The organism is Sodalis glossinidius str. 'morsitans', from assembly GCF_000010085.1.
In the GTDB taxonomy this organism is placed as follows: Bacteria; Pseudomonadota; Gammaproteobacteria; order Enterobacterales; family Enterobacteriaceae; genus Sodalis; species Sodalis glossinidius.
This window is the reverse complement of sequence record NC_007712.1, coordinates 141,658-162,197: the sequence shown is the minus strand read 5'-3', so window position 1 is coordinate 162,197 and position 20,540 is coordinate 141,658. Positions and strand designations below refer to the sequence as shown.

19 protein-coding genes and 6 pseudogenes are annotated in these 20,540 nt (G+C 52.2%); 7 read left to right on the top strand and 18 right to left on the bottom strand.

Annotated elements, in window-relative coordinates; all coding sequences use genetic code 11:
* Nucleotides 1–1,040: 1,040 nt before the first annotated feature.
* From SGP1_RS26160 to SGP1_RS28870, 5 genes and pseudogenes are all read left to right on the top strand, one after another.
* The gene (locus tag SGP1_RS26160; protein ID WP_148203320.1) at nucleotides 1,041–1,292 is read left to right on the top strand and encodes a helix-turn-helix domain-containing protein; all 252 of its coding nucleotides are present in this window, start codon (nucleotides 1,041–1,043) and stop codon (nucleotides 1,290–1,292) included.
* Nucleotides 1,273–2,587, top strand: a pseudogene (locus tag SGP1_RS26155) (DNA polymerase); the annotation flags it as partial. The gene SGP1_RS26160 and the pseudogene SGP1_RS26155, both read left to right, overlap by 20 nt.
* A 4-nt stretch (nucleotides 2,588–2,591) precedes the next feature.
* Nucleotides 2,592–2,771, top strand: a complete 180-nt coding sequence (locus SGP1_RS00805; RefSeq protein ID WP_041866496.1) for a hypothetical protein — start codon at nucleotides 2,592–2,594, stop codon at nucleotides 2,769–2,771.
* 2 nt (nucleotides 2,772–2,773) lie between these two features.
* A pseudogene (locus tag SGP1_RS00800) lies at nucleotides 2,774–3,042 on the top strand (VRR-NUC domain-containing protein).
* 43 nt (nucleotides 3,043–3,085) lie between these two features.
* A complete protein-coding gene (locus SGP1_RS28870) occupies nucleotides 3,086–3,367 on the top strand; it encodes a hypothetical protein (RefSeq protein WP_148203318.1) in 282 nt (93 codons plus the stop codon).
* Nucleotides 3,368–3,507: 140 nt separating this feature from the next.
* Here the strand turns inward: SGP1_RS28870 and SGP1_RS00790 are convergent, their stop codons facing one another.
* On the bottom strand, nucleotides 3,508–3,912 hold the full coding sequence (locus SGP1_RS00790; RefSeq protein WP_011409964.1) for a hypothetical protein: 405 nt from the start codon (nucleotides 3,910–3,912) through the stop codon (nucleotides 3,508–3,510).
* A 483-nt stretch (nucleotides 3,913–4,395) separates the two neighbouring features.
* Nucleotides 4,396–5,319 (bottom strand): IS5 family transposase, encoded by a 924-nt coding sequence (locus SGP1_RS00785; protein WP_011409963.1) that lies wholly within the window; start codon nucleotides 5,317–5,319, stop codon nucleotides 4,396–4,398.
* 428 nt (nucleotides 5,320–5,747) lie between these two features.
* On the opposite strand from SGP1_RS00785, the gene SGP1_RS28865 reads away from it, so the two are divergent.
* Entirely contained in the window at nucleotides 5,748–6,188 is a 441-nt protein-coding gene (locus SGP1_RS28865) for a hypothetical protein (RefSeq protein WP_148203317.1), read from the top strand.
* A gap of 525 nt (nucleotides 6,189–6,713) precedes the next feature.
* Here SGP1_RS28865 and SGP1_RS32300 read toward each other — a convergent pair.
* From SGP1_RS32300 to SGP1_RS26125, 13 genes and pseudogenes are all read right to left on the bottom strand, one after another.
* Nucleotides 6,714–7,538 (bottom strand): phage tail protein, encoded by an 825-nt coding sequence (locus SGP1_RS32300; RefSeq protein ID WP_011409962.1) that lies wholly within the window; start codon nucleotides 7,536–7,538, stop codon nucleotides 6,714–6,716.
* 6 nt (nucleotides 7,539–7,544) lie between these two features.
* Nucleotides 7,545–8,198 (bottom strand): DUF2612 domain-containing protein, encoded by a 654-nt coding sequence (locus SGP1_RS00770; protein WP_011409961.1) that lies wholly within the window; start codon nucleotides 8,196–8,198, stop codon nucleotides 7,545–7,547.
* Nucleotides 8,195–9,421, bottom strand: a complete 1,227-nt coding sequence (locus SGP1_RS00765) for a baseplate J/gp47 family protein (RefSeq protein WP_011409960.1) — start codon at nucleotides 9,419–9,421, stop codon at nucleotides 8,195–8,197. Before SGP1_RS00765 ends, SGP1_RS00770 begins: the two co-directional genes overlap by 4 nt.
* Nucleotides 9,321–9,701, bottom strand: a complete 381-nt coding sequence (locus SGP1_RS31280; RefSeq protein WP_166506343.1) for a hypothetical protein — start codon at nucleotides 9,699–9,701, stop codon at nucleotides 9,321–9,323. Before SGP1_RS31280 ends, SGP1_RS00765 begins: the two co-directional genes overlap by 101 nt.
* Nucleotides 9,698–9,955, bottom strand: coding sequence for a DUF2213 domain-containing protein (locus SGP1_RS31275; RefSeq protein ID WP_050747297.1), 258 nt, complete (start codon nucleotides 9,953–9,955; stop codon nucleotides 9,698–9,700). The genes SGP1_RS31280 and SGP1_RS31275 overlap by 4 nt, the downstream gene beginning before the upstream one ends.
* A gap of 13 nt (nucleotides 9,956–9,968) precedes the next feature.
* Nucleotides 9,969–10,663, bottom strand: a pseudogene (locus SGP1_RS26140) (anti-CBASS protein Acb1 family protein); the annotation flags it as partial.
* Nucleotides 10,644–11,120 (bottom strand): annotated as a pseudogene (locus SGP1_RS26135) (phage antirepressor N-terminal domain-containing protein). The pseudogenes SGP1_RS26135 and SGP1_RS26140, both read right to left, overlap by 20 nt.
* Nucleotides 11,121–11,306: 186 nt before the next feature.
* Nucleotides 11,307–11,771 (bottom strand): lysozyme, encoded by a 465-nt coding sequence (locus SGP1_RS00745; protein WP_011409959.1) that lies wholly within the window; start codon nucleotides 11,769–11,771, stop codon nucleotides 11,307–11,309.
* A complete protein-coding gene (locus SGP1_RS26130; RefSeq protein WP_243466118.1) occupies nucleotides 11,768–11,971 on the bottom strand; it encodes a phage holin family protein in 204 nt (67 codons plus the stop codon). Before SGP1_RS26130 ends, SGP1_RS00745 begins: the two co-directional genes overlap by 4 nt.
* Nucleotides 11,972–12,285: 314 nt before the next feature.
* The gene (locus SGP1_RS00740; RefSeq protein WP_041866494.1) at nucleotides 12,286–12,441 is read right to left on the bottom strand and encodes a hypothetical protein; all 156 of its coding nucleotides are present in this window, start codon (nucleotides 12,439–12,441) and stop codon (nucleotides 12,286–12,288) included.
* A gap of 25 nt (nucleotides 12,442–12,466) precedes the next feature.
* A complete protein-coding gene (locus SGP1_RS00735) occupies nucleotides 12,467–12,709 on the bottom strand; it encodes a hypothetical protein (RefSeq protein ID WP_041866493.1) in 243 nt (80 codons plus the stop codon).
* 648 nt (nucleotides 12,710–13,357) lie between these two features.
* On the bottom strand, nucleotides 13,358–13,828 hold the full coding sequence (locus SGP1_RS00730; protein WP_041866492.1) for a bacteriophage antitermination protein Q: 471 nt from the start codon (nucleotides 13,826–13,828) through the stop codon (nucleotides 13,358–13,360).
* Nucleotides 13,829–15,551: 1,723 nt separating this feature from the next.
* A pseudogene (locus tag SGP1_RS26125) lies at nucleotides 15,552–15,728 on the bottom strand (tyrosine-type recombinase/integrase); the annotation flags it as partial.
* Between the two features lie 2 nt (nucleotides 15,729–15,730).
* Between SGP1_RS26125 and SGP1_RS00725 the strand changes: the two are divergent.
* Nucleotides 15,731–16,083 (top strand): annotated as a pseudogene (locus tag SGP1_RS00725) (dienelactone hydrolase family protein); the annotation flags it as partial.
* Between the two features lie 217 nt (nucleotides 16,084–16,300).
* Here SGP1_RS00725 and SGP1_RS32295 read toward each other — a convergent pair.
* The 3 genes from SGP1_RS32295 to metE all read right to left on the bottom strand — a co-directional run bounded on the left by SGP1_RS32295 (nucleotide 16,301) and on the right by metE (nucleotide 20,476).
* Nucleotides 16,301–16,549, bottom strand: a complete 249-nt coding sequence (locus tag SGP1_RS32295; protein ID WP_243466140.1) for a hypothetical protein — start codon at nucleotides 16,547–16,549, stop codon at nucleotides 16,301–16,303.
* Entirely contained in the window at nucleotides 16,518–17,279 is a 762-nt protein-coding gene (locus SGP1_RS00720) for a reverse transcriptase domain-containing protein (RefSeq protein ID WP_243466320.1), read from the bottom strand. Before SGP1_RS00720 ends, SGP1_RS32295 begins: the two co-directional genes overlap by 32 nt.
* 920 nt (nucleotides 17,280–18,199) lie before the next feature.
* Nucleotides 18,200–20,476 (bottom strand): 5-methyltetrahydropteroyltriglutamate--homocysteine S-methyltransferase, encoded by a 2,277-nt coding sequence (gene metE / locus SGP1_RS00710; protein ID WP_011409957.1) that lies wholly within the window; start codon nucleotides 20,474–20,476, stop codon nucleotides 18,200–18,202.
* Nucleotides 20,477–20,540: the final 64 nt, after the last annotated feature.

Here is a 20,540-nt window from a genome sequence, read left to right as displayed (position 1 = left end):
TAACATTGTCCAGCTGCACAAGGCGCTCTAAATCGTCAACGGAATTGGTATCGGATGCCGGCAGGCGATCGCACTCTTCCCCTTTCGCTGCCTCAGCCAGCAACGTGTCAACATCAACCGGTCGCCCGTTGAAGCTCTCAAATTCGGCGTTCTCATCAGGCAGATAGATGATTTGCGCCGAACCGTAAACGCTGTCATCCCAGCGAACCGGACCATCGTAGTTCAGCATGACAACGTGCATGATGTGCGCCTGCAGCTGCTGCAACACTCTAGGCTTTTCCGCCGCCGTAATCGGGCGGCTCGGTTCGAGCACAATGCGGATACGGCTTTCGCCATTCACCGCCGGGTGCTTGTGGCTGGCAGTGGTGTAGGAAAAGCCCCGATAGTCCGATATCGCCGACTTGACGCTCTGCCAGCCCTCTTCGCTGATGCCGTCAAGGTCTAGCGGCAGCACATACAGGTCACCCGCACTGGTATCACAGCGCCGTCGCGGCATCCCCGGCTTGAACGTGCACCAAAGGTAGGGCAAGTTCCGCTTTTTATTCTCTAATGCCTTTGGTGTCAATGGATTTAACGCCGATACGCACGCAGCTTTTGCGCACGGACTTCTCAAACGCAGTGAAGTCCGTGGCGCTCCTGTCGCGTGGCTGATTATCCTTAGCGTTTCGCCCCTGTGTGTAGCGAATCGCCATGGGTCATTTGGCCTTGGTGATGGTAGAGGTTGCTATTTGTGTTAGGTAAAACTGCTCCAAAGCACGCACTGTCGATATTCTAGGGTCAGCATTCTTGCCCGTCAGTATCCGACTTATTGAAGGTTGTTTTACCCCGTGTCTTTTTCTAGGTCTTTTTGGGTGAATCCAAGCTCCAGTAGAGACCTAACTACTTCTTGTAGTGTTTTTTTATCCATCATGTCAACTCTCAAAATATTTATAAAACGCATAAAAAATAACAATTCGTATATGAAATAAAAATGCGAAAATTTTATTTTTAGCCGATTATAATATGCGTAAAAGAATATATTTATATTTGGAGACATACAGATGAACTTAGGGACAGAAAAATTAAAAAGAAATATCAATAGCTTAATGTCTAATAAGCAAGTAAAAAGTGTTGCTGAATTATCACGGCGAATAGGGATGCCTCAGCCTACATTGCATCGGATGCTGAATGGTGAAGTCAAAAGTCCTCGGTTGGCAGTGGTCCAAAACATTGCAAAATTTTTCAATGTAGAGGCTAATGATTTGTTATATAAGGATTTAACTCTCAAGGATAATCATCAACCATATCGTTAACGCCTTCGGCATTACCCTGCCGGATATGCAGAAAAGTACACTTAAGCGGCGTATCAACGACCCCGATCTGCCGATAGCGTTGCGCGAACGGCTGATCGTCCGTCTCCAATCCTGTACAACCAGCACCAGTAAGTACGAGAAATTGGTCGAATCCGTCAGCCGCGATGGCCGTTTACGCGGCACCAAGCAGTTTTGTGGTGCCTCACGTACCGGGAGCTGGGCGGGGCGGCTTTTTCAGCCCGACAACCTCCCTCGGCCATCCATGTCACAGGCAGAGATTGACCTGGGGATAAAGGCGCTGAAAAAGGGCGTGGCAGATTTGGCGTTCGACGTTATGCCGCTCACCAGTTCTGCACTACGCGCCTGCATCCGCACGCCCGAAGGTAAGAAGCTAGTAGTATCCGACCTGAGCAATATCGAAGGCCGGATGCTGGCGTGGCTGGCGGGCGAGGAATGGAAGCTGCAGGCATTCCGCGATTATGACGCTGGTATCGGCGATGACCTGTACAAGCTGGCCTACGCCAAGGCGTTCCACATCGACCCAAGCGAAATGACCAAAGCGCAAAGGCAAGTCGGTAAGGTGATGGAGCTCGGATTGGGGTATGGCGGCGGCGTGGCAGCCTTCGTGACCTTTGCCCTCGCCTACGGCCTTGACCTCGATGCGCTGGCCGATGTGGCCCTGCCCTCCATACCGGCGACAATTATCCGCGAGGCCGGAAACTGGTACGCCGAGTCCGTAAAGCGGAAGAAAACCTACGGGCTGACAGAGCGCGTGTTTGTTGCCTGTAATTCGATAAAACGCCTGTGGCGGGACGCGCATCCAAAGACCATCTCGTTCTGGCGGACACTGGAGGACGGGGTACGGCACACCATTGAACACCCGGGTGCACGCTGCCTTGTCGGCGCGTCAAAATCCGGCGCGACGGTGCGTGGCTGCGCATCGCCCTGCCCTCGGGCCGGGTCGTCTGTTACCCGGGAGAGGGGAAGTGACCTACATGGGCATGGACCCGTACAAGCACAAATGGGACCGGCTCAAAACATATTCCGGAAAAATTGCGGAAAATCTCACCCAAGCAGCCACGCGTGACGTGCTGGCAGCAGCCATGCCCGTGATTGAAGAGCACGGCTACGAGATTGTTTTAACGGTACACGATGAGGTGGTCTGCGAAGCGCCGGATACCGATGACTACACGCATGACGCGCTAAGCACCCTACTGGCAACTACCCCACATTGGGCCGATGGCCTGCCGCTTAACGCTGGCGGGTTTGAAGCGCTTTATTACCGGAAGGAATAACTCGATGAACATTGAAAAACCATCCATGACCATCGTACCGTTCGCCAACGCTAACTGTAACGCGTGGGACTTCGGCAACGGCAACGTTGTTTATGACTTTTTGACCGCTGACCGTATGGCAAAACCCTCGCCCAACACCAGCACCGGCGCTTTAGCGAGAGCCATTAATGACGGGAAGGCATAAGCATGTACTACCTAAGAGAAAAAGCCATCGAGCAACAGCTTATCCGCGCGGTAAAAGCCACCGGCGGCATCGCCTACAAGTTTGTATCGCCGAGCAGGCGGGCGTACCTGACCGTCTGGTCGTCTTACCTGGTGGCCGGGTGCTGTTTGTGGAATGCAAAGCGCCGGGGCAGAAAGCACGCCCCTCTCAGAGGCGCGAACACGACCGGCTCAGAGCGCTGGGGTGCGAAGTAATTACTCTAGATAGTAAAAATATTAGCGAAATAGTATGAAAATCAAACGGGAACTTAAAACAGTCTACGGAGAACATGAATCATGAAACTGGATAACGCACGGGTGCTGACCTTCAGGCACCCCAATATGGGAGAAGTCGTCGCTATTACCAACGGCGGTGAGAGTATCGACGATGCCCGCTACCTGGTCAGTTTGGGCAGGCAGCCTAACGAGGACTGGGAAACGCAGACGCTCAGGGCAGTGATTGAGTATATGGCTGAAGACAACAAGCAGCTACGCAAGCAGGTTAGGCGCCTGATGCAGGAAGGAGTTGCTAAAAGTGGAGGGTCGAACAGGCATCGAACCCACGTCCTTACGGTTTAATAACTCGTACGCTCTTCAAATCTGAGCTACCGACCTAAGGTCAGTAATTACAGCAGTAAAGGGGGCCGACCACTTTGATATAGATCAATTTTACTCCAGTAATTTCTGTGAATTTAGCCGATAGTTACTGTTGCTGAAAATCAAAGCAGCTTAATTGCTACAGTGACAATGGTCGATGCCAGACCAGCAATAGCAAGCATGACAGCACTTAGCTTTATCAATAACCCATTCGCAGTATGTTCAACGTCCTTACGAAGCAAGGCTATCTCTGCAGATAAATCCTTACGAACATCGGCTATCTGCGCGTCGGTCTTCTCGAAACGAGCCTGCATCTGAGCTTCGTTCTTCTCGAAGCGAGCTTCCATATCCTTACAAACGTCAGCTATATCGCGCTTCACCTCGACAATATCAGCCTTAGTAGCCACATCAGCCACTTCATGAGACTTGCGTACGACGAGCGAAATCGCCCTGGCTTGCTCTCTAGAGATGCCAGCGGTTTCAAGCTCTTCTGACGCCTGCAATGTATCAAATGCAACTTGGCCCATGGGGAAATCCTCCTGTTTAGGCCAAGTGTAGCGTATCCACCACATCAACGGAAGGAGTATTGATGAAGGGCTGCTAGCCCATCACAAGCCGATTATGTAGGATTTGAGCCATGAAAAAGAGTACAGCGCTCGCACGCGCTTTGAAAGTGCAATCGTTCACCCGTAGCGAAATTGTTCATTTTGCGTTCACCTCGAAGTATCTGACCCCACGTCAGCGTATCTACCTCATGAATGTCGGGGTGCAACATGAAGGTGTTCGACCCGTCCCTGCACCCCGAGCTACGCAACCTTTTTCCTGAACCGACGCCTGTTCAATTTGAAACAGTATTCCTTTTCTCTTTTGGTTGTTCCCCCAGAAAGAAATAGCTGTATTACGTTCTGTAAATTACAGGCTAGTTCAACGTGAAATAGCAGGAGCAAAATCTCAGGGGCTTTGTTGAATAAATCAGAACTTGTGACTACGCCCCCCTAGCAGATCGATTGTTACGCGATCCGGATGCTGTTCGGCATTCCTAACAGCGTCATTTTGTTAAGCGCTTTGACCATCGCCATTGCCTCACCTACCTGCGCATCATAGTCACGCAGACTTAGATGATCGCCCATAAGCGTTTTGAACCGGAATATCGCTGTTTCAGCCACTGAGCGTCGATGATAGCCCACTTGCTTTTTCCATACATCGTTACTGCCGCTTAGATGCTGATTCGCAACGGCGTAGTTACGCTCATGGTATCGGTCTGGCCAATATTGCGCCCCACCTCGTGGAGGAATAAGAGGCCTTATTTTCTTCCTCAGCAGAGCATCATGACAGTAGCGGGTATCGTAAGCGCCATCAGCCGACGCTTCCCTGATTTTCCGCTGGGTCTGGTTTATCAGAGCGGGTAGGGCCTGAGCATCCGTCGTACCGCTGAGCGATAAGTCAGCACAGATAATCTCATGCGTTACACTGTCTGCGGCCATATGCAGCTTACGCCACACCCTCCGTCTGTCGGCACCATGCTGTCGGACTTTCCATTCGCCTTCGCCAAAGACCTTCAGGCCGGTTCCGTCAATGACTAGAGGTGAGATTTCACCACGGGTAGGCGTTTTTATGCTGATCTTAACTGTCTTTGCTCGCTTGCTGATCAGCGAGTAGTCTGGGCATCTTAGCAGCAGCACCATCAGTTTAAAAATGGCGTCAACGAAGCCCTGTAAAGCGCTTAACGAAAGGCCAAACACGCGTTTCATCATCAGAACAGTGGTGATAGCCATATCTGCGTAGTGAAGCGGCCGGCCACGCCGTTCAGGCGTTGTTTTTTCCGTCCATGCAACAATTGCCGACTCATCCAGCCATATCGTCAGAGCCCCGCGCTGCTTGAGAGCTTTGTTGTAAGTGGACCAGTTGGTTATTTTAAACTTTTGCTTTGCCATGGAGTGCAGATGTTGAAATGACGGTAGTGATCTGAGCAGACGATCACCTAAAAGTTATATTTATCCAACAAAGCCTTGGAATCCTGTAGCATCATTTTCGGTAGGGCCTATTCCGCAATGGTTTAGTAATATCTATTGGCTAATGTATGGACTCGGCGGTATAATTAATATCTTTTTTATTAATAATCCCAAAACCTACATTCTGTCTGCATCTATATTTTTATTATTTACATTTTATGCAATATACAAATCCCATGTAATTAGCTCATTAAAAATATTCATTACATTATCTTTGCTTGGCATCATGCTATCCTTTATCATTAGTTCTACTGAAGACGAAGAAAAACACGCTCAATTCTTTGTGAATATAATATATTTAGGTCTTTCTATTATATTTACCGCAGCCATTAAATCAAAAAATAGTTAGTGTGTTTTTTATCTCTATTTTATTCTTATCTCAACTTTATTCTCATACTCAAGAACCCAAAAAACTACTACCCCGGTCCGCAAATCAATTATATACCTTTGTTAAAGAGAACAACCTAACTTATGGTTATAGTCTTTATTGGGGTGCTCAAGCATTGGCTGTCAGTTGGATTTCAGGATGGCATAACATTATACGACCTGTAATGTTCGATAAAAAAAACGGCTCTATAATATTTTCAGGACGATCCCAGACTTTCACATATTGGTATAATAATGTTCATAAAGGAAGAACTTTTATTGCCATCATGAAAGATGTTGAAGAGTGTCATGACTTAGATAGATGCTTAATCGGAGTAAAACATCGACCAGGAGAGCCTGATGAAATACTAACTCATAAAGATATGACATTTTATATATACAAAAACGGCATATTTATTAAATAATCTATGAAGCCAATATTCAGTATATATTGACATTTATATTTCTTCATGTATTCATATACATTGTAACCACCTCATCATGCCGTTTAAATCAAAGAAGCAGTAAGACCTGCTTCTTATTCTACTACAAGCTACACAGGTGGATTTACGATTGCATTTCTAATCATTGTAAAACTATTATCATCATAGAAAAAACCATCATAATACATCTCTGGCTGACAAAATGTTTTCTCGTCGTACCTAACGGTGTAATAACCGTCGTGCTTATAGTCATCGCTGGCGACAATGATATTTTTAACCCTGTTGCTGTTTTCAGGTATCAGCGCATACGATCCTGTGTGTTCCTTTATAAGTACTCCTCGACAATAATCAGACCATCGCCACCGTGTCCAGAACCATAGTTAGTATTTTCATCGGCATAGGCCCCCATCGCACTGCCTCCACCGGGAAACGAACCATAATCGCCACTTGTAGAGACATGGGGCAGTGCGTTATAGCTGCCAAAAGAAGCCCCGCCGACGCCGTTGATTAAAAAACCGGAAGCGTAGGTTCCCCCTTCCCGGACTGCCCACCGACCATCATTACGTTTCCACCTGCGGGTTCACCGCCTTTGGCTAACCCTTTGCCAATCAGACCACCCTTGCCGCCGCCACAGATAACATGCTTGCCAAAATACGACCCGCCCCCATCGCCACCATCCAGTGAAACACCGTCTGCCGATGCGGCTCCGCCCGTACCCACTTCAACACTCACGGACGAAAACGACGTTGCATCCAGTAGCACCTCGGCATAGGCCCCGCCCGCGCCGGACACCGAACCCCGACTTTGTTTGGACATGCGTGCACCACTGCCGCCAGCGCCCCAGCATTTCACGCGGATTTTCCGTGTCCCCGGCGTGGGAGTATAGATGCCGCTTTCGGTGAAGGACTGGATATTCAGCAGGCGGCCACCACTGAGATTATCGACTATCGCCTTCACGGCTTTTGGCATCGCAGCCAGCGTCTCACTGTCGCTGTTAGTGGCGCTGCTGAGTTGGGTGATACCCGCCGTTTTCAGTGATGCGGCTGGCACGGTATTATTGACATTCTTAGAGAGCGCTTGAATTAACCCCGCCTGAAGTTTATCCAGGTCGCCGTCGTCAGCCACATCACTATTATTGGTATCGGCAATAAACTGCGCCACCACATGCGCAATCACCGATGCCTGCCGCCAGACCGTATTGAGCTCCTGCGAACGGGCGACACCCGCGCTAAAGCCATTACTGCGCGAGCGCAACGTCTGATAGTCTTCCGCCGACAAAACGTTAGCGCCGTCTGCCGTCGCAAACGGTAAAAATTCATTCTTGGCCATCATTATTCCTTACAGTTTTACCGACCAGCTGCCGGTATCAAATCCATCCACATAACCATTACGGATATCAAAACCAAAAATGCCGTTGTCGCCCTCTGAGCCACTGTAGGCATTGAGCTTCACCCCTTCTGGTTTGATATTGAGATACCCCTGACGTATTACCGCCTTGATGACTTCAGGCACCACCCCGCCGGTCAGATAGACGTCCATCGACATATCCTGATTGTCGGTAAAGAAGATATTCACCGTTCTATCCGGTATCACCCCTTGATAAATAGCCGCCAACATCTCACAGGTACCGTCCCAGTGATTGGCTCGAATTTTGGCCCGCAGTATGGCGCGGTAGGTCTCATCATCCAGCTCGGTAAAACCGCTGTCGGCATCAAAGCGCCTTTTCCAGCTGCCCTGGTCGAATCCCACCCGGTCAGTATCGAGGGCAAAATACACCCCGGTAATCGGTGTTTTCACATAGCGCGATAGCCCTATCCACTCTCCGATGGCATCCAGTTGTTTCCCAAAGGCGCCCTCCAGGCTGAACAGCGCGTTAAGCTGGCCCGCCAGCGCGGCGATATCTTGAAGCGGCCGCGTCATAAGCTGGATATGGCGCACAAACTTTGGCGCCGCCCAATGCTGCGGCGTCACGAAGTCGGTGTAATCCCTCATGTGGTCACCACCAAAGTGAGATGCTCGGTTGTGCCGCTGAGCGCCTCATTGAAGGCCACAAGCAGATTCTCTTCTTTAACCGCTTGGGCCGAGCGCCCGATTTTTATTGCCGTGATGTCGTAGGTCTGTCCTTCTTCGTCACCGGGCAGATTGGCCGGCAGATACAGACGCGTCAGATAAAGATTATCGCCAATCAGCTGCTGGTTAATGTAGGCCGCCACCGCTGAGCGGATTTTATCGCCGGTTAGCGTAGTGTAGCCGGTAAAGGCAGTCAGGGTTATTTCCACCGCCACGTTGACTTCGCGAGGACGGGAAAAGCGGATATCTTTCGGCAAACCGTAACGGTCGATGACCTTGACCAGGGTATCGCCATAGGTGCCTGCGCCAGGCGTTTTTTTCAACGCTATCGCCTGGGCAATCGCATTGACATCACCGCCATCAACTATCATGGCAATAGAGTGCGCTGGCAGGCCGTTTTTATCTGTCTCGCCCGTATCATTTTCAAATCCCCGCAACCGTACCACACCGGGCAGTAAACTGACCGCGCCCTGAATACCGTCCAGCACCGTGCGCGACGGTAAGGCAACGGATTTCTTCTGCCGAGCACGTAATGCGCTGTCCCGCTCAACCGGCCTGCCGGGTGTGGCAGCGGCCGGGTTGGTCACCGTCTGCCACCCCCGCGTCGGGGTCGCTATGTCGCTGATATCGCCGGGAGCCGCCGTGATATTACCGGCTGCCGTACAGACGGCGGTCACTCTGGCCTCACCGTGCGTATCGAAAGTCACCCGCTCAGGCAGGCGCCAGGTCTGGCCATTGCGGTCGCTTACGCTGCCGTGGGTAATAACGGTGCCAACCTGACCGGTCAGCAGGACATCAGCCTGGGAATACCCCGAGGCATGCCGGGTGATACCGTTAATCGCCACCGTGTTAGACAGGGCCGCGCCGGTACTGGTCATGGGGCTAAAGCTGTTGTAGGCGGCGATAACCGCGTTGTTGGCATCGTGGAGAGCCAGCGCGTAAATCGCTATCATCTGGCCGTCCTTGCTGTCCGGCGACAGATAGCACTCCCGGCCGTAAATCTGGCGAAAATAGCCGGTGAGCTGTTGCAGTATCGTCTGATAATCAGGTGCAGTGATGCCGCTGTCGGTGACGGTCGCCGATAGGCCAAGGGTATCGAGACAGATTAATGCCAGGCTGAATAAGTTCGGCTCGATAAGCCGCATCGCCTGTGCGGCCTTCCAGCTTATCCAGGCGGGCCATGATGGTTTTTATGTAAGACGGCACCGCTTCACTTTCGTCCGCCGTGGGCTCCACAATGGCTTTCGCCTCAGGCGGCAGAGGCTGTTGAGGTGGAAGGTTAATGTTGATGACGCCGGGTTGATCGTCTGCATCGCCTGTGATGGTGCGAGGCGCATTCTGCATCAGTTCAGCCGTGGTGTCGGCGTCGCCCGTTTTGATGGCACTTCTGAGCTTCTGATACCAGCTCTGATGACATTTGCTCATTGTGAAACTGTCTCTATCGAGCAGATAATTCCGGCTCTGCCTTTAGGGACAAGAGCCACATGATTACCGGTGATCTGGTACTGTATTGCCTTACCGGGTCCGGTTTGCCTGTACTTCGCGTCATAGCCGCAGGACATCTCTCGCAGGCCGCTATCGATGGCCTCTATCGCTATCTCGTCCTTGATAATAAGGTCGGCGATCAGTAACCCCGACGGCTCATCGTCTCCCTGGCGAATATTGCTGACATGGCCCACGGCCAAAAAGATATTTCATCAGTGACTCGAATGCCGGGCCACCAATATTGATAAGCTGACGCAATTCCTTGACTTTGTAGGTACGAAGATGCGCTTTATACACCAGCTGTGCGGCCCCCATGGTCGCGCTGTCAAAGGCTGTCAGCCGGTCCAAATCCGCTCAACAACAGACATGCCCCACTCGTTTTCCGTCAGGGCCTGCTGATACGGCAGCGTCACACCGTCAAATCGAATTAATCGGCTGTGATGAATGCGCCAGGCGGGGATCCCCGTTGCGGTAGTCACAACATCGTAACATTCTGGTTTTCCCAGGTGTGGCCCCATTTCCTTAATACGGCGACTGAGGTTAGGGTTGATCATTCAGCGGTCGAGCGGCAGGATGCCTTTAAACTGTCCTTCGCCAATAGTTTCCAACCTGAGCGGCGTAAAAGGGGCCTGTCCCTCAATCATGATAAAGCCAACCGCGCCACCATAAAGACGTGACCACTTGATGATGTCATTCAGCCGATCCCATATTTCCAGCTCATCAAACAGCGATTCCAGAATACCGCGCGCGGTGGGGTCAATCTCAGAGGTAATGCGTATGCCCTTGCAGGTCATATCGTCAGCGATGGCATCGACTGCTGAGCCAATAATTGCTGATGACCGGTAAGCCCATTCAATCTGCAAGCGGTTACGACTGGTGAAATTAGCCCGGTAAATCGATGCCTTTCCACTCGTTCAATTCCGTGCCAAACACGCTGGCAACGGCTTTGTCCGTTTTTAATTCGGCGCAGGCTGCATTGAGTTCCTGCATGACGCTGCGCTTGCGTGGATTGGTAACCTGACCTTTAGTCCAGTACTCATAAAGTACGTCATCGCATTCATTTTGATACTGAACTACCTTGTCGCGAATTTCGGACTTCACCTTGTTGGGGTTAATCGTTTGAAGCCAACCAGCAAGTTTACGCAGCGGAAGGCAAAGCATTTTCCTGTATTTACCGTCATCTGCAACTATTTCGATTTCCGAAAATATTTAGGCAAGCCGTTGTTTTAATTTCATAAATTGTGCTACCCAAACCATCCTCATACCTTCAACGATAGGTTTTATCGGGGTATAGGGTTCGCCGTTATGGTTGACGACATACAGAGCATTTCCATGAAACGGAACAGTGATTGTTTGCATAGTGCTTATCCTTACTTAGGTAATGAACTTTTGATGCATAGGAAATCAGCCCGTCGCAGGCAGCACTCGCCAGCTGCTTCCTCAAAGGCTCATTCCTAAACAAGGTCCGACGTGTGATGGGTGCATGCACTGCACCGATGAAAAAGCCCCGGACGATGCCGAGGCTCATTGATTTGGATTAAATAATTACAGAGGCTTCAGACAAAACTCGCGCTCTACTGATCGCCAATTGACCAGTCCCTTCGAGACCTTGCCGTCAACATACTTCCAGCACCGCATCTCATCACAGGCACCGGCCCTGTCTCCAGCGTTTAGCTTCTTCAGCAATGTCGAGCGCGCAAACGCCCCGCGCGCCACGTTGTAGACGAACGAGGCAAGCGCGGCTTTTTGGTTCTCAGTCAATGGTGCAGTGACATTGGCATCGACTATTGCCATCGCCGCTTTCTGGTCGCTATCCAGCAGGGATGTAGCGCTTACCGGGGACGATATCGCCACCGCACCGGTATGACCATAGCAGACCGATAACACGCCGCCGGAATCCCGGTATGGCGTGTAGAGTACGCCCTCGTGCCATTGGATTAGCACGGTCGCTAATGCGATAGCGCCGCCTGCTGTGGCTTTTATCAATCGGTTACGCAGCTCGGGATTCATTGGTCGCGCTTCGTCCTAAAACGGTATTCCTTATGCCGGTAAATCCAGTTCAGCAAAAAGGTAGCCAGCGTACAGGCGATACCGGTAATCAATGCCCATTCACTGAGCGAGAACGCACCTAGCAGGACGTGACAAGGGCCCAGATGTAGGCAGAGCCGGTAGTAAGTTTTTCCATTGGAGTTATCGGGGTTATTACGCACCTCGTCCGGGGTGCTATCGGTCAGAAAAAGGATTTCAGTCGGAGAGCTATAGCGTCATCATGCTTTCTAAGCGTAATTGATACGGCATCATCGAAGTTCCCTGCATGAGCGTTGACCGCATTCATGCCGGGCGACAAAAAACCGCCATGCTTACTTCTCATGGCATTCTCGACAATCGCCTCGCGATTAGCCGTGATGCATTCATCTGACGCAGCGCTAATCACGGTGTTCTTTATCGGCGCTTCTTCGATGAAAACCGTACCTGCTTCAATCTTGAAGGGCAGCTTGGTTGCCTCTCTGTTATACCAGCTTAACTACTCGCCTTTGGCCTGAATCAAGGCTTCTTCCAAGGCGGTGATGATTTGGTCCTGTGTGCCGTCCCGTAAATAACCAAGCGCGGCAAGGCCCTCACCTTTATCGGTATCACTGAACCAGATGACCTCGCCTTTCGTCTCTACAGAAACTTTCATTTATTTATCCTCTCGCCAGACGGCATTACGCGACGCACGACGTTACGCTCAGCCCTTTCAAATCCGGGCGATTATGCTTAACCCGGAGCGGCTCGTCTGAACATGCAACATCGTAGTCATGACGGTACGCCACTGTACTTCCGCCGTAAAGTGTATCGTCGATCAGCAGGTTATCGCCCTGCCATACCTTGAAAGCGGCGGAAGTCCCAACAGGAGCGCCATCACGCGTTTCGTTTAACACAGACAGGGTAACTATCACTTTTTGCATTTTCGTTTCTCCAGATAGCAAAAAGGCCACGCCGGAGCGCAGCCTTGAGATTATTTCGGAGAGTGAAGCATCTATACAAAAGTATGGATGCCTCGTCTTTAATTTTAAGCTATCTTGCCCACTATACATTTTCCTTGAAAGAAACGGTCATTTGACCTCCCCTCTTACGTTTCCGCTGCCTACGGAACGGAGGGGGCATATTTTTATCAAAAAAATGCGAATAAGAATAACATCTACTTTTTTTATCTTATAACAAAAAGCCCCAGAATTAACCGAGGCTTTATCGCACATCTGTGCAAAACTGATACGGACTGGACAACAATCAGATGCGCGACTCAATAATTTTATTCAGCAATCAGTAGCTGTCAATGGCAAAAAGCCCCAACCACCAGAGGGAGTTGAGGCCTCGAAGAGCCAGATTTGATGCATCCAAGCTTTAGCTACAATTTAGACGCCATATAGATTTATAGTCAAATTATAGGCAAAAACCGAAGTTTTGCAAATTCTTTCTCTTTTTCATCTCGATAAACCCCTTTCGTTGTCGATACAGCTCAGTCAATGCGTATCCATCTAGTACAGAAACTTCAGCCATCAAGGCGCGCCAATAGCCAGAATAACTTACCCGCGAATTATCAGACGTTACACCGATCATATCCGCCAGTTCGGTGTAGGTGTAGTGATTCGTGCGACCACCTGCACAGCGAGCAACGCCAACCTTTGTAAGCGCTGCTTCACCTTACCGGAAATACGCCCCGGTTGCTGCTCAATGAATTTCTGCCAGACGTAGGGCACCACCTTGAGTTGTTCAGCGTGGTACCGGTAAGCGTATCCACGCCTGTAGCGTCTCATCGAGGATGCCGATGGCACGAGGTAATAATCGTACTCATGCATCAGAATGGCTGATTTGCCCTTCACCCGTGTTTGCTTCGCTTTTACCGGCGACGATGGCACCCTAACCATGCGCCCGTTTGCATAGCTCAAGAAGCGCGGAGGGTTACGATTGAAACGTGAGGTCTCTATCCGCGTCCGCTCCGCCAGATTGCCCAACTGCCCGTTCCTGATTTGGCGAGTATCCGCCAACGCGTATTTGACCCGACCCCGCACCCACTCAATGTTCATTTCACCGCCCTCCAGCTCTTCTTGTTCTTAATGCTGTTTAGTCGGCCAGGTAATGTAGAACTCAGTCACGGCGGGCGTTATCGGACAATCGCCCAACTGCTCAATTGCCTGAACTTCGGCATTGGGAGGGATGTCGATCGCGAGGAGAGAAATGCATAATATCGGAAATTAATGCATATATTTTGCATTATTATTCAATCAGGGTCACGAAGTTAAGTGCCTTTCGCTAGGCAATTCCGGGGAAGGGGTGTGCAAACAGGGTGCGCAGCGTTGCATACGGCCGTTTGAGACAACCAAGGCAATAATATTGACTTGGTTCATTGTGGTCTTTTGCGAATCAGTAATGCTGACGCACAAAATGTGAGCGGTACCGGGATTCCGGTACCGGTCTGCACATACCCCCCCAACCAACTGACTATACGACGGTTAGTTACGTTCTGACCTACAAAATTTTTGTAGGTCCCTGTAGGCCATGTGGCTGGCCCCATGCTTAGGTCAAATTTTAAACTACGAAATTTTCGTAGTTCTCATCAGGCCCCAATGAGCTCTGCTATTTGCTTTTAGCTTATTGTAGGATAGATCTCTCCTACAAAATAAGAAAAGACCATTCACCCTATGCGCATGACCCGCCGCCCCTCGACGTGCAGGGGGTAGCATGGCTTCTGCATGGAATGCAGACCAACGACAAGAAAAGCGTGGTTGAATCTGTCCGGTGCACATTGGAGAGAATGGCCGCCGGTGGCTTACTGGAACGCATCACCGTTTACGAACGACGGCAGAACAGAACACAAAGTTCTGGAACTGCGGCAGGCGTCCGCTACGGATTACCGGGACGCTGTCATGTGGTGCAAGATGCTGAAGGCAGTGGCAAGTCCATAGATGGCGAATACAGAGTCGTAGAGGTAGAGGGTTGAAGCCTCAGATCCGGGTTTATCCACTTGATAAGTGAAAGATTATAGGCGGCGGTAATCGCCCGCACTGGCTTCCTCAAACTGAGGATTCCGAAAATATCAATAGCTTAGCTACCCCTGTTGACCTCGCGCCAATGGCGTTCTATCGAAACCCGCGAGTTAAGTGCGGCTCCGTACGTCCTTGTGCCCGCCAACTGGCTACAGCGCCGCTTTTCAGGTCGTGCCTATAACCCCTGGCCTAGCAGTGGGGCAAGCGAGGTCTCGCGACATCTACTAGGTCGGTAGCTCGCCCCCCGGCGCAGGGAAGCGCCTGTACGCCTCTCTGCGCAATTTTAACGCTTTCAACCTACGTAGCGGGCTAAAACCGAGAAAACGCCGTAGCGGTCTTTCTACGTGCCTTAAAACCGAAAATCCCCCATCCCCTTGAGCCGCACCGCTCGCCGCAGTTTCATGACCGAGCGCAGCGAGCGAATGAGCGAGGAAGTGGAATGTCATCGAATGGTGGGCCGATATCGGTCACTCTGTGCTGAGGGTATTTTTACGGGCAGGGAGTAGTAAATAAACCATACTATATAAATATATTTTTAGTAATCAAATCCTGAACAGTCCTGTTCAGGGTATTTTTCTATTATATATCATATTTTTAACCACTATCCTGAACAGTCTTAACAGTTAAACCCAAATAATACACGCGAGAAAAATAGCAAAAAATGTAAAGTGTTGACTTTATTGTGAAAAGCTCAATTCGCTTACAGATAGGAGCTTTCTATTGATATGTAGCATATGAAATTAATATTATTGAATCTAATTACCTACCTCTGCTTGTTACGCCGTGCAAAGTCGTAGAGTGAGATGTAGCTCTCCCGATTAGCATCAAGATAATCCGCCCACCACTGCATCATGAGGCGGCGCTCTTCAAGGTACTTGGTGGTGTGGAGATAGGCGGCCTTGACCCCGTTACGCTCGATATGACTCATCTGTAGTTCTATCCAGCTGGCTGTATGCGGTGCACAATCCCCAATTACGAGAGCGGCCGCCGCCTGGTATGGCAAATTGACCGGCGACAAAACGTTGTCAATGCCCAGGCACCCGGTGGACGTGGCCACCCAGCTTGGTGCGCCGGTGCTCGGTTTATACGGCGCACAGGACGGCAGTATTCCGCTGTAAACGATTGATACGATGCGCCAGGCGTTGCGCGCCGCCAACGCGGAAACGGAGATCGTGGTGTATCCCGATGCCGGCCATGCGTTTAATGCCAACTATCGCCCGAGCTATCATGCCGCCTCGGCGCAGGACGGCTGGCAACGCATGCTGGCCTGGTTTGCCCGCTTCGGCGTGAAATAAAGCGGCAGGATAATCAATGGACCAGGGGAAGAAAAGCGTCAGATATAACGCTGTGCGCAGCGGATAAACGCGCACGGCACAGCGGCGCCCTGGGGGGACCCGGCAACTATGTCTTACGCGTGCAGCCAGATCGGGATAGGGGCGGCCAGTAACTGGCCAGTCCCCTCCCACACCACCCGGCATGCGGGTCCGCATCGGGCGGTTCGAGCAGTTGAGGTTACGTGAGGCTAGGCATGCCAAGGGAATCCAAGTAAGCAATCGTCAACACGTTATGTACCGCCGACAGGCTGTTGTGCCACCACCGACGGCTTAGCGCTGCCACCGATTTTGCCACTTGAGGTTTAGCCCCAAGCTTCAACAGCTCCCGGTAAATCGTACTACCACGTCGCCACATTTTGAGCTGAAGAGCGCGCATCCTGCGACGCAACCATTCGTCAAGCTGTCGCCAGCGTCGTGCCGATTGCACTAGTTGGAAATACGCTTTCCAGCCCAGTACATAGCCGGCGTAGTGCTTTGATTACCTGGCTTATGCTGCGTCCACCCGATCGACCAGTCAATTGCCTGATCCTTTGCTTGAACGTCTCCAGCGCCTTTCTCGACACCAAGCGTCTAATCTCGCCGTTCGGGGCTTCCCAGAGGGTATAACCCCGAAACTTGCGGCCAAAGCCGCTTGCAACCGCACTTTTCGATGTATTGATCCTCAGGTGCAGCTTGTCGTAGCGGCACTTGAGCAGTTTCATCACTCGCTCGCCAGCCTTCTCACTGCGCACATAGACATTGCAGTCATCGGCATAGCGGGCAAAGCAGTGTCCCCGCAGTTCAAGCTCCCGATCCACTTCGTCGAGAAGCACGTTGGTCAGCAGAGACGAGAGGGGGCAGCCTTGCGGCGTCCCTTCCGCACGCTCGACCACCACACCGCCCTTCATGATTCCTGCGTTCAGGTAAGCACGCACCAGCCGGATCACTCCAGCGTCGTTAACGTGCTTCCTTAAACGATCAATCAGAATGTCGTGGTTAATCCGATCAAAGAACTTCGATAGATCAACATCAACCACCACGCGGTAGCCATCTTGTACGTACTGATATGATGCAAGAACAGCGTCATGCCCACGACGACCGGGGCGAAACCTGTAGCTGTATTCACTAAAAGTGGGATCGATCAGCGGTTGCAGCACCTGGAGCAGTGCCTGCTGAATCAGACGATCGATGACGGTGGGTATCCCCAGTTCACGTTCGCTTCCATCCGGTTTTGGGATGCCTACGCGTCGTACCGGTTATGGCCGGTACGTGCCGACTATCACTTGTTGCCGGATGGTCGGCCACGCGTACTTCAGAGCTTGCATGAGCAAGTCTCGCCCTGCGGCTTCCGGTTCTTGCCGCGGGAGTCGGGTTTCATCGCTGAGCGCTTTGGACGAGGTTTCACCTCGCCCTTAAACGATCCGCTCCGCTGGCGCGGACATCTGATGCAATACACGATTCATCGGCAAGGCGTTTGACGCTCCTTCTCGTTCGGCCCTTCGCCTAGATTGCGGCTACTACGACCTCTGCTGACTTCTCGCTCCGGCTTGCACCGTCGCCCTTTCAGGCGTCAGGCGAGATCTCCCCAGGTAAGAACGCACTCCTTCACTGCATAACCGCCGGATCTACGCCACCTCGCCTTGACCACAAGAGTTTCACGGTTTCTAGCCTGCTCGCCAGCGCCTTCTATCCGATTCTTGTTCATCGGCTCGCAGTTTCTCTCTACACTTCCTCCCCACGCTCGGTCACCCTTGCGCAGTTGTGCTTCGCTCACTGGGCCAGCTTGCGGCGGGACTTGCACCCACAAGAGTGCGCCCATGCTGGGCGCACTAAAAAAGGGGCGTAGTCGCGCCCCGGGAGAATGCGATGCCACCTTAACCGGATTGATGGTAGCCACCGCGCTTGAATGAACGCTGGTACGTTCTGCCCTGACGGGTATTTCCCTGGTGTGGAACAACCTTTCCCGGCTGAGGCTTATTATTCCGTTAATTGACTGTCGTCGCAGCGTGCTGGCCGTTCCTTGCCAGACTGCTCCGTCTGGCGTTTTCACACTGCGTCACGCTTCCCTGCGCGAGCGCCGGCGAACCGGCGGCCTCGTTTACGGCTGCTCCTCGCGCAGTTTTCTGGCAGCGGTGACCATATTGGCCAGCGATTGACGGGTTTCCGGCCAGGCGCGGGTTTTAAGTCCGCAGTCCGGGTTCACCCACAAACGTTCCGCCGGAATACGCTGGGCTGCTTTACGCAGCAATTCGACTATCCACTCCTCGCTCGGAACGTTCGGCGAGTGAATGTCATACACGCCTGGCCCGATTTCATTGGGATAATCGAACTCCTTGAAAGTTTCCAGCAGTTCCATATCAGAACGGGAGGTTTCGATGGTGATGACATCCGCATCAAGCGCTGCGATAGAGTCCATAATATCGTTGAACTCGCAGTAACACATATGGGTGTGGATTTGGGTATCGTCCTGCGCCACCGCCGCGTTCAACCGGAATGCTTCCACCGCCCACGTCAGATAATCTTGCCAGGCCGAATGTTTTAGCGGCAAACCCTCGCGCAGCGCCGGTTCGTCGATTTGAATGACGCCGATACCGGCCTGTTCCAAATCCGCCACTTCGTCACGCAGCGCCAGCGCAATCTGACGGGCGATGGTTTTACGGCTCACATCTTCCCGCGGGAATGACCAGCACAGTATGGTAACTGGGCCGGTCAGCATGCCTTTCACGGGTTTCGCGGTCAGCGACTGGGCATAACGCGCCCATTCGATGGTAATCGCCTCAGGCCGGCTGATATCGCCGATAATGATTGGCGGCTTCACGCAACGCGAACCGTAGCTTTGTACCCAACCGTTCTGAGTGAAGACAAACCCATCCAGATGCTCGCCGAAATACTCCACCATGTCGTTGCGCTCGGCTTCGCCGTGGACCAGAACATCCAGCCCCAGGCGCTCCTGCTCGACAATGGCCTGCTTGATATGTTCGCTAATGCCGGTACGGTAGTGGCCGCCGTCCAGACGACCGCGTTTGAAATCCAGACGCAGGCCGCGGATTTCCGTGGTTTGCGGGAATGAGCCGATGGTGGTGGTCGGCCAGGCGGGCAGTTTAAAGCGCGCACGTTGCAGGGCGGCGCGGGCGGCGTAGGGCTGCTGACGCTGGCTGTCAGCGGCGGTGATCTTTTCCAGACGCGCTTTGACCTCTGGGTTGTGCACCCGGCTAGAGTGACGGCGGGCGCGGATTGGCGCGCTATACTCGCCCAAACGGGCCTGATTCGCTTCATCCGGCGCATTCAGCGCGGCACGCAGCAGACCCAACTCGGCGCATTTTTGCAGCGCGAAAGCAAACCAGCTCTTTACTTCTTCATCAAGCTGCGTTTCGGTGCTCAAATCAATGGGGCTGTGCAGCAGGGAACAAGACGATCCCAACCAAAGCTCGCGTTTGCCCAGCAGAGGACGCAGTTGTTCAAACCAGCTCTGCAGATCGGCGCGCCAGACGTTACGCCCGTTGATGACGCCGGCAGATAACACCCACTCCGCCGGCAGTTGCCGGTGCAACTCTGTCAGGTCGTCGTCGCCCGCCACCAAATCTACATGCAGCCCCTGCACCGGCAGCGCGGTGATAATATCCAGCTGATGCCGGATGCTATCGAAATAGGTCGTCAGCAGTAGTTTTGTCTGGCCTTGCAGCGCTTGATAGGCCTCGCGATAGGCTTCGCGCCACGCCTGCGGTAATTCCAGTACCAATGCCTGTTCGTCGATTTGTACCCAATCGACGCCTCGTTTCGCCAGCTCACCCAAAACCTGTTTGTATACCGGCAGCAGCGCCGGCAACAGGGACAGGCGATCAAACGCCTCGCCTTTGACTTTACCCAGCCACAGATAACTGACCGGTCCAAGCAGCACCGGCTTCACGCGATGGCCGAGCGCCAGCGCTTCGTCCACTTCATCCAGCAACTGGGTCCAGCCCAGGCGGAACTGCTGTCCCAGGGTAAACTCGGGTACCATATAGTGATAGTTGGTGTTAAACCATTTGGTCATCTCGGCGGCGGCGGCCGGTTCACCGGTCGGCGCGCGGCCGCGGCCGATACGAAATAGCGTGTCAATATCGCTTTCGTTCGCGCCGCTGCGGTGGCGGGCCGGGACGTTATCCAGCATCAGGCTGGTGGTGAGGACATGATCGTACCAGGCAAAATCACCCACTGGCAGAAGGTCGACGCCCGCATCTTTCTGCTGTTGCCAATGACGCGCCCGCAGTTCGCGGCCGGTTTCAAGCAATTGCTGCTGGCTGATGTTACCGGCCCAATAACTTTCCTGCGCTTTTTTCAGTTCCCGGTGCAGACCAACGCGGGGAAAACCCAGTGTGTGACTCAGAATTGCCATTGCCCTCTCCCATTTAGACGTCCAGATGTTTACACATCCATAATCACCATGTAGTGTACTGTTC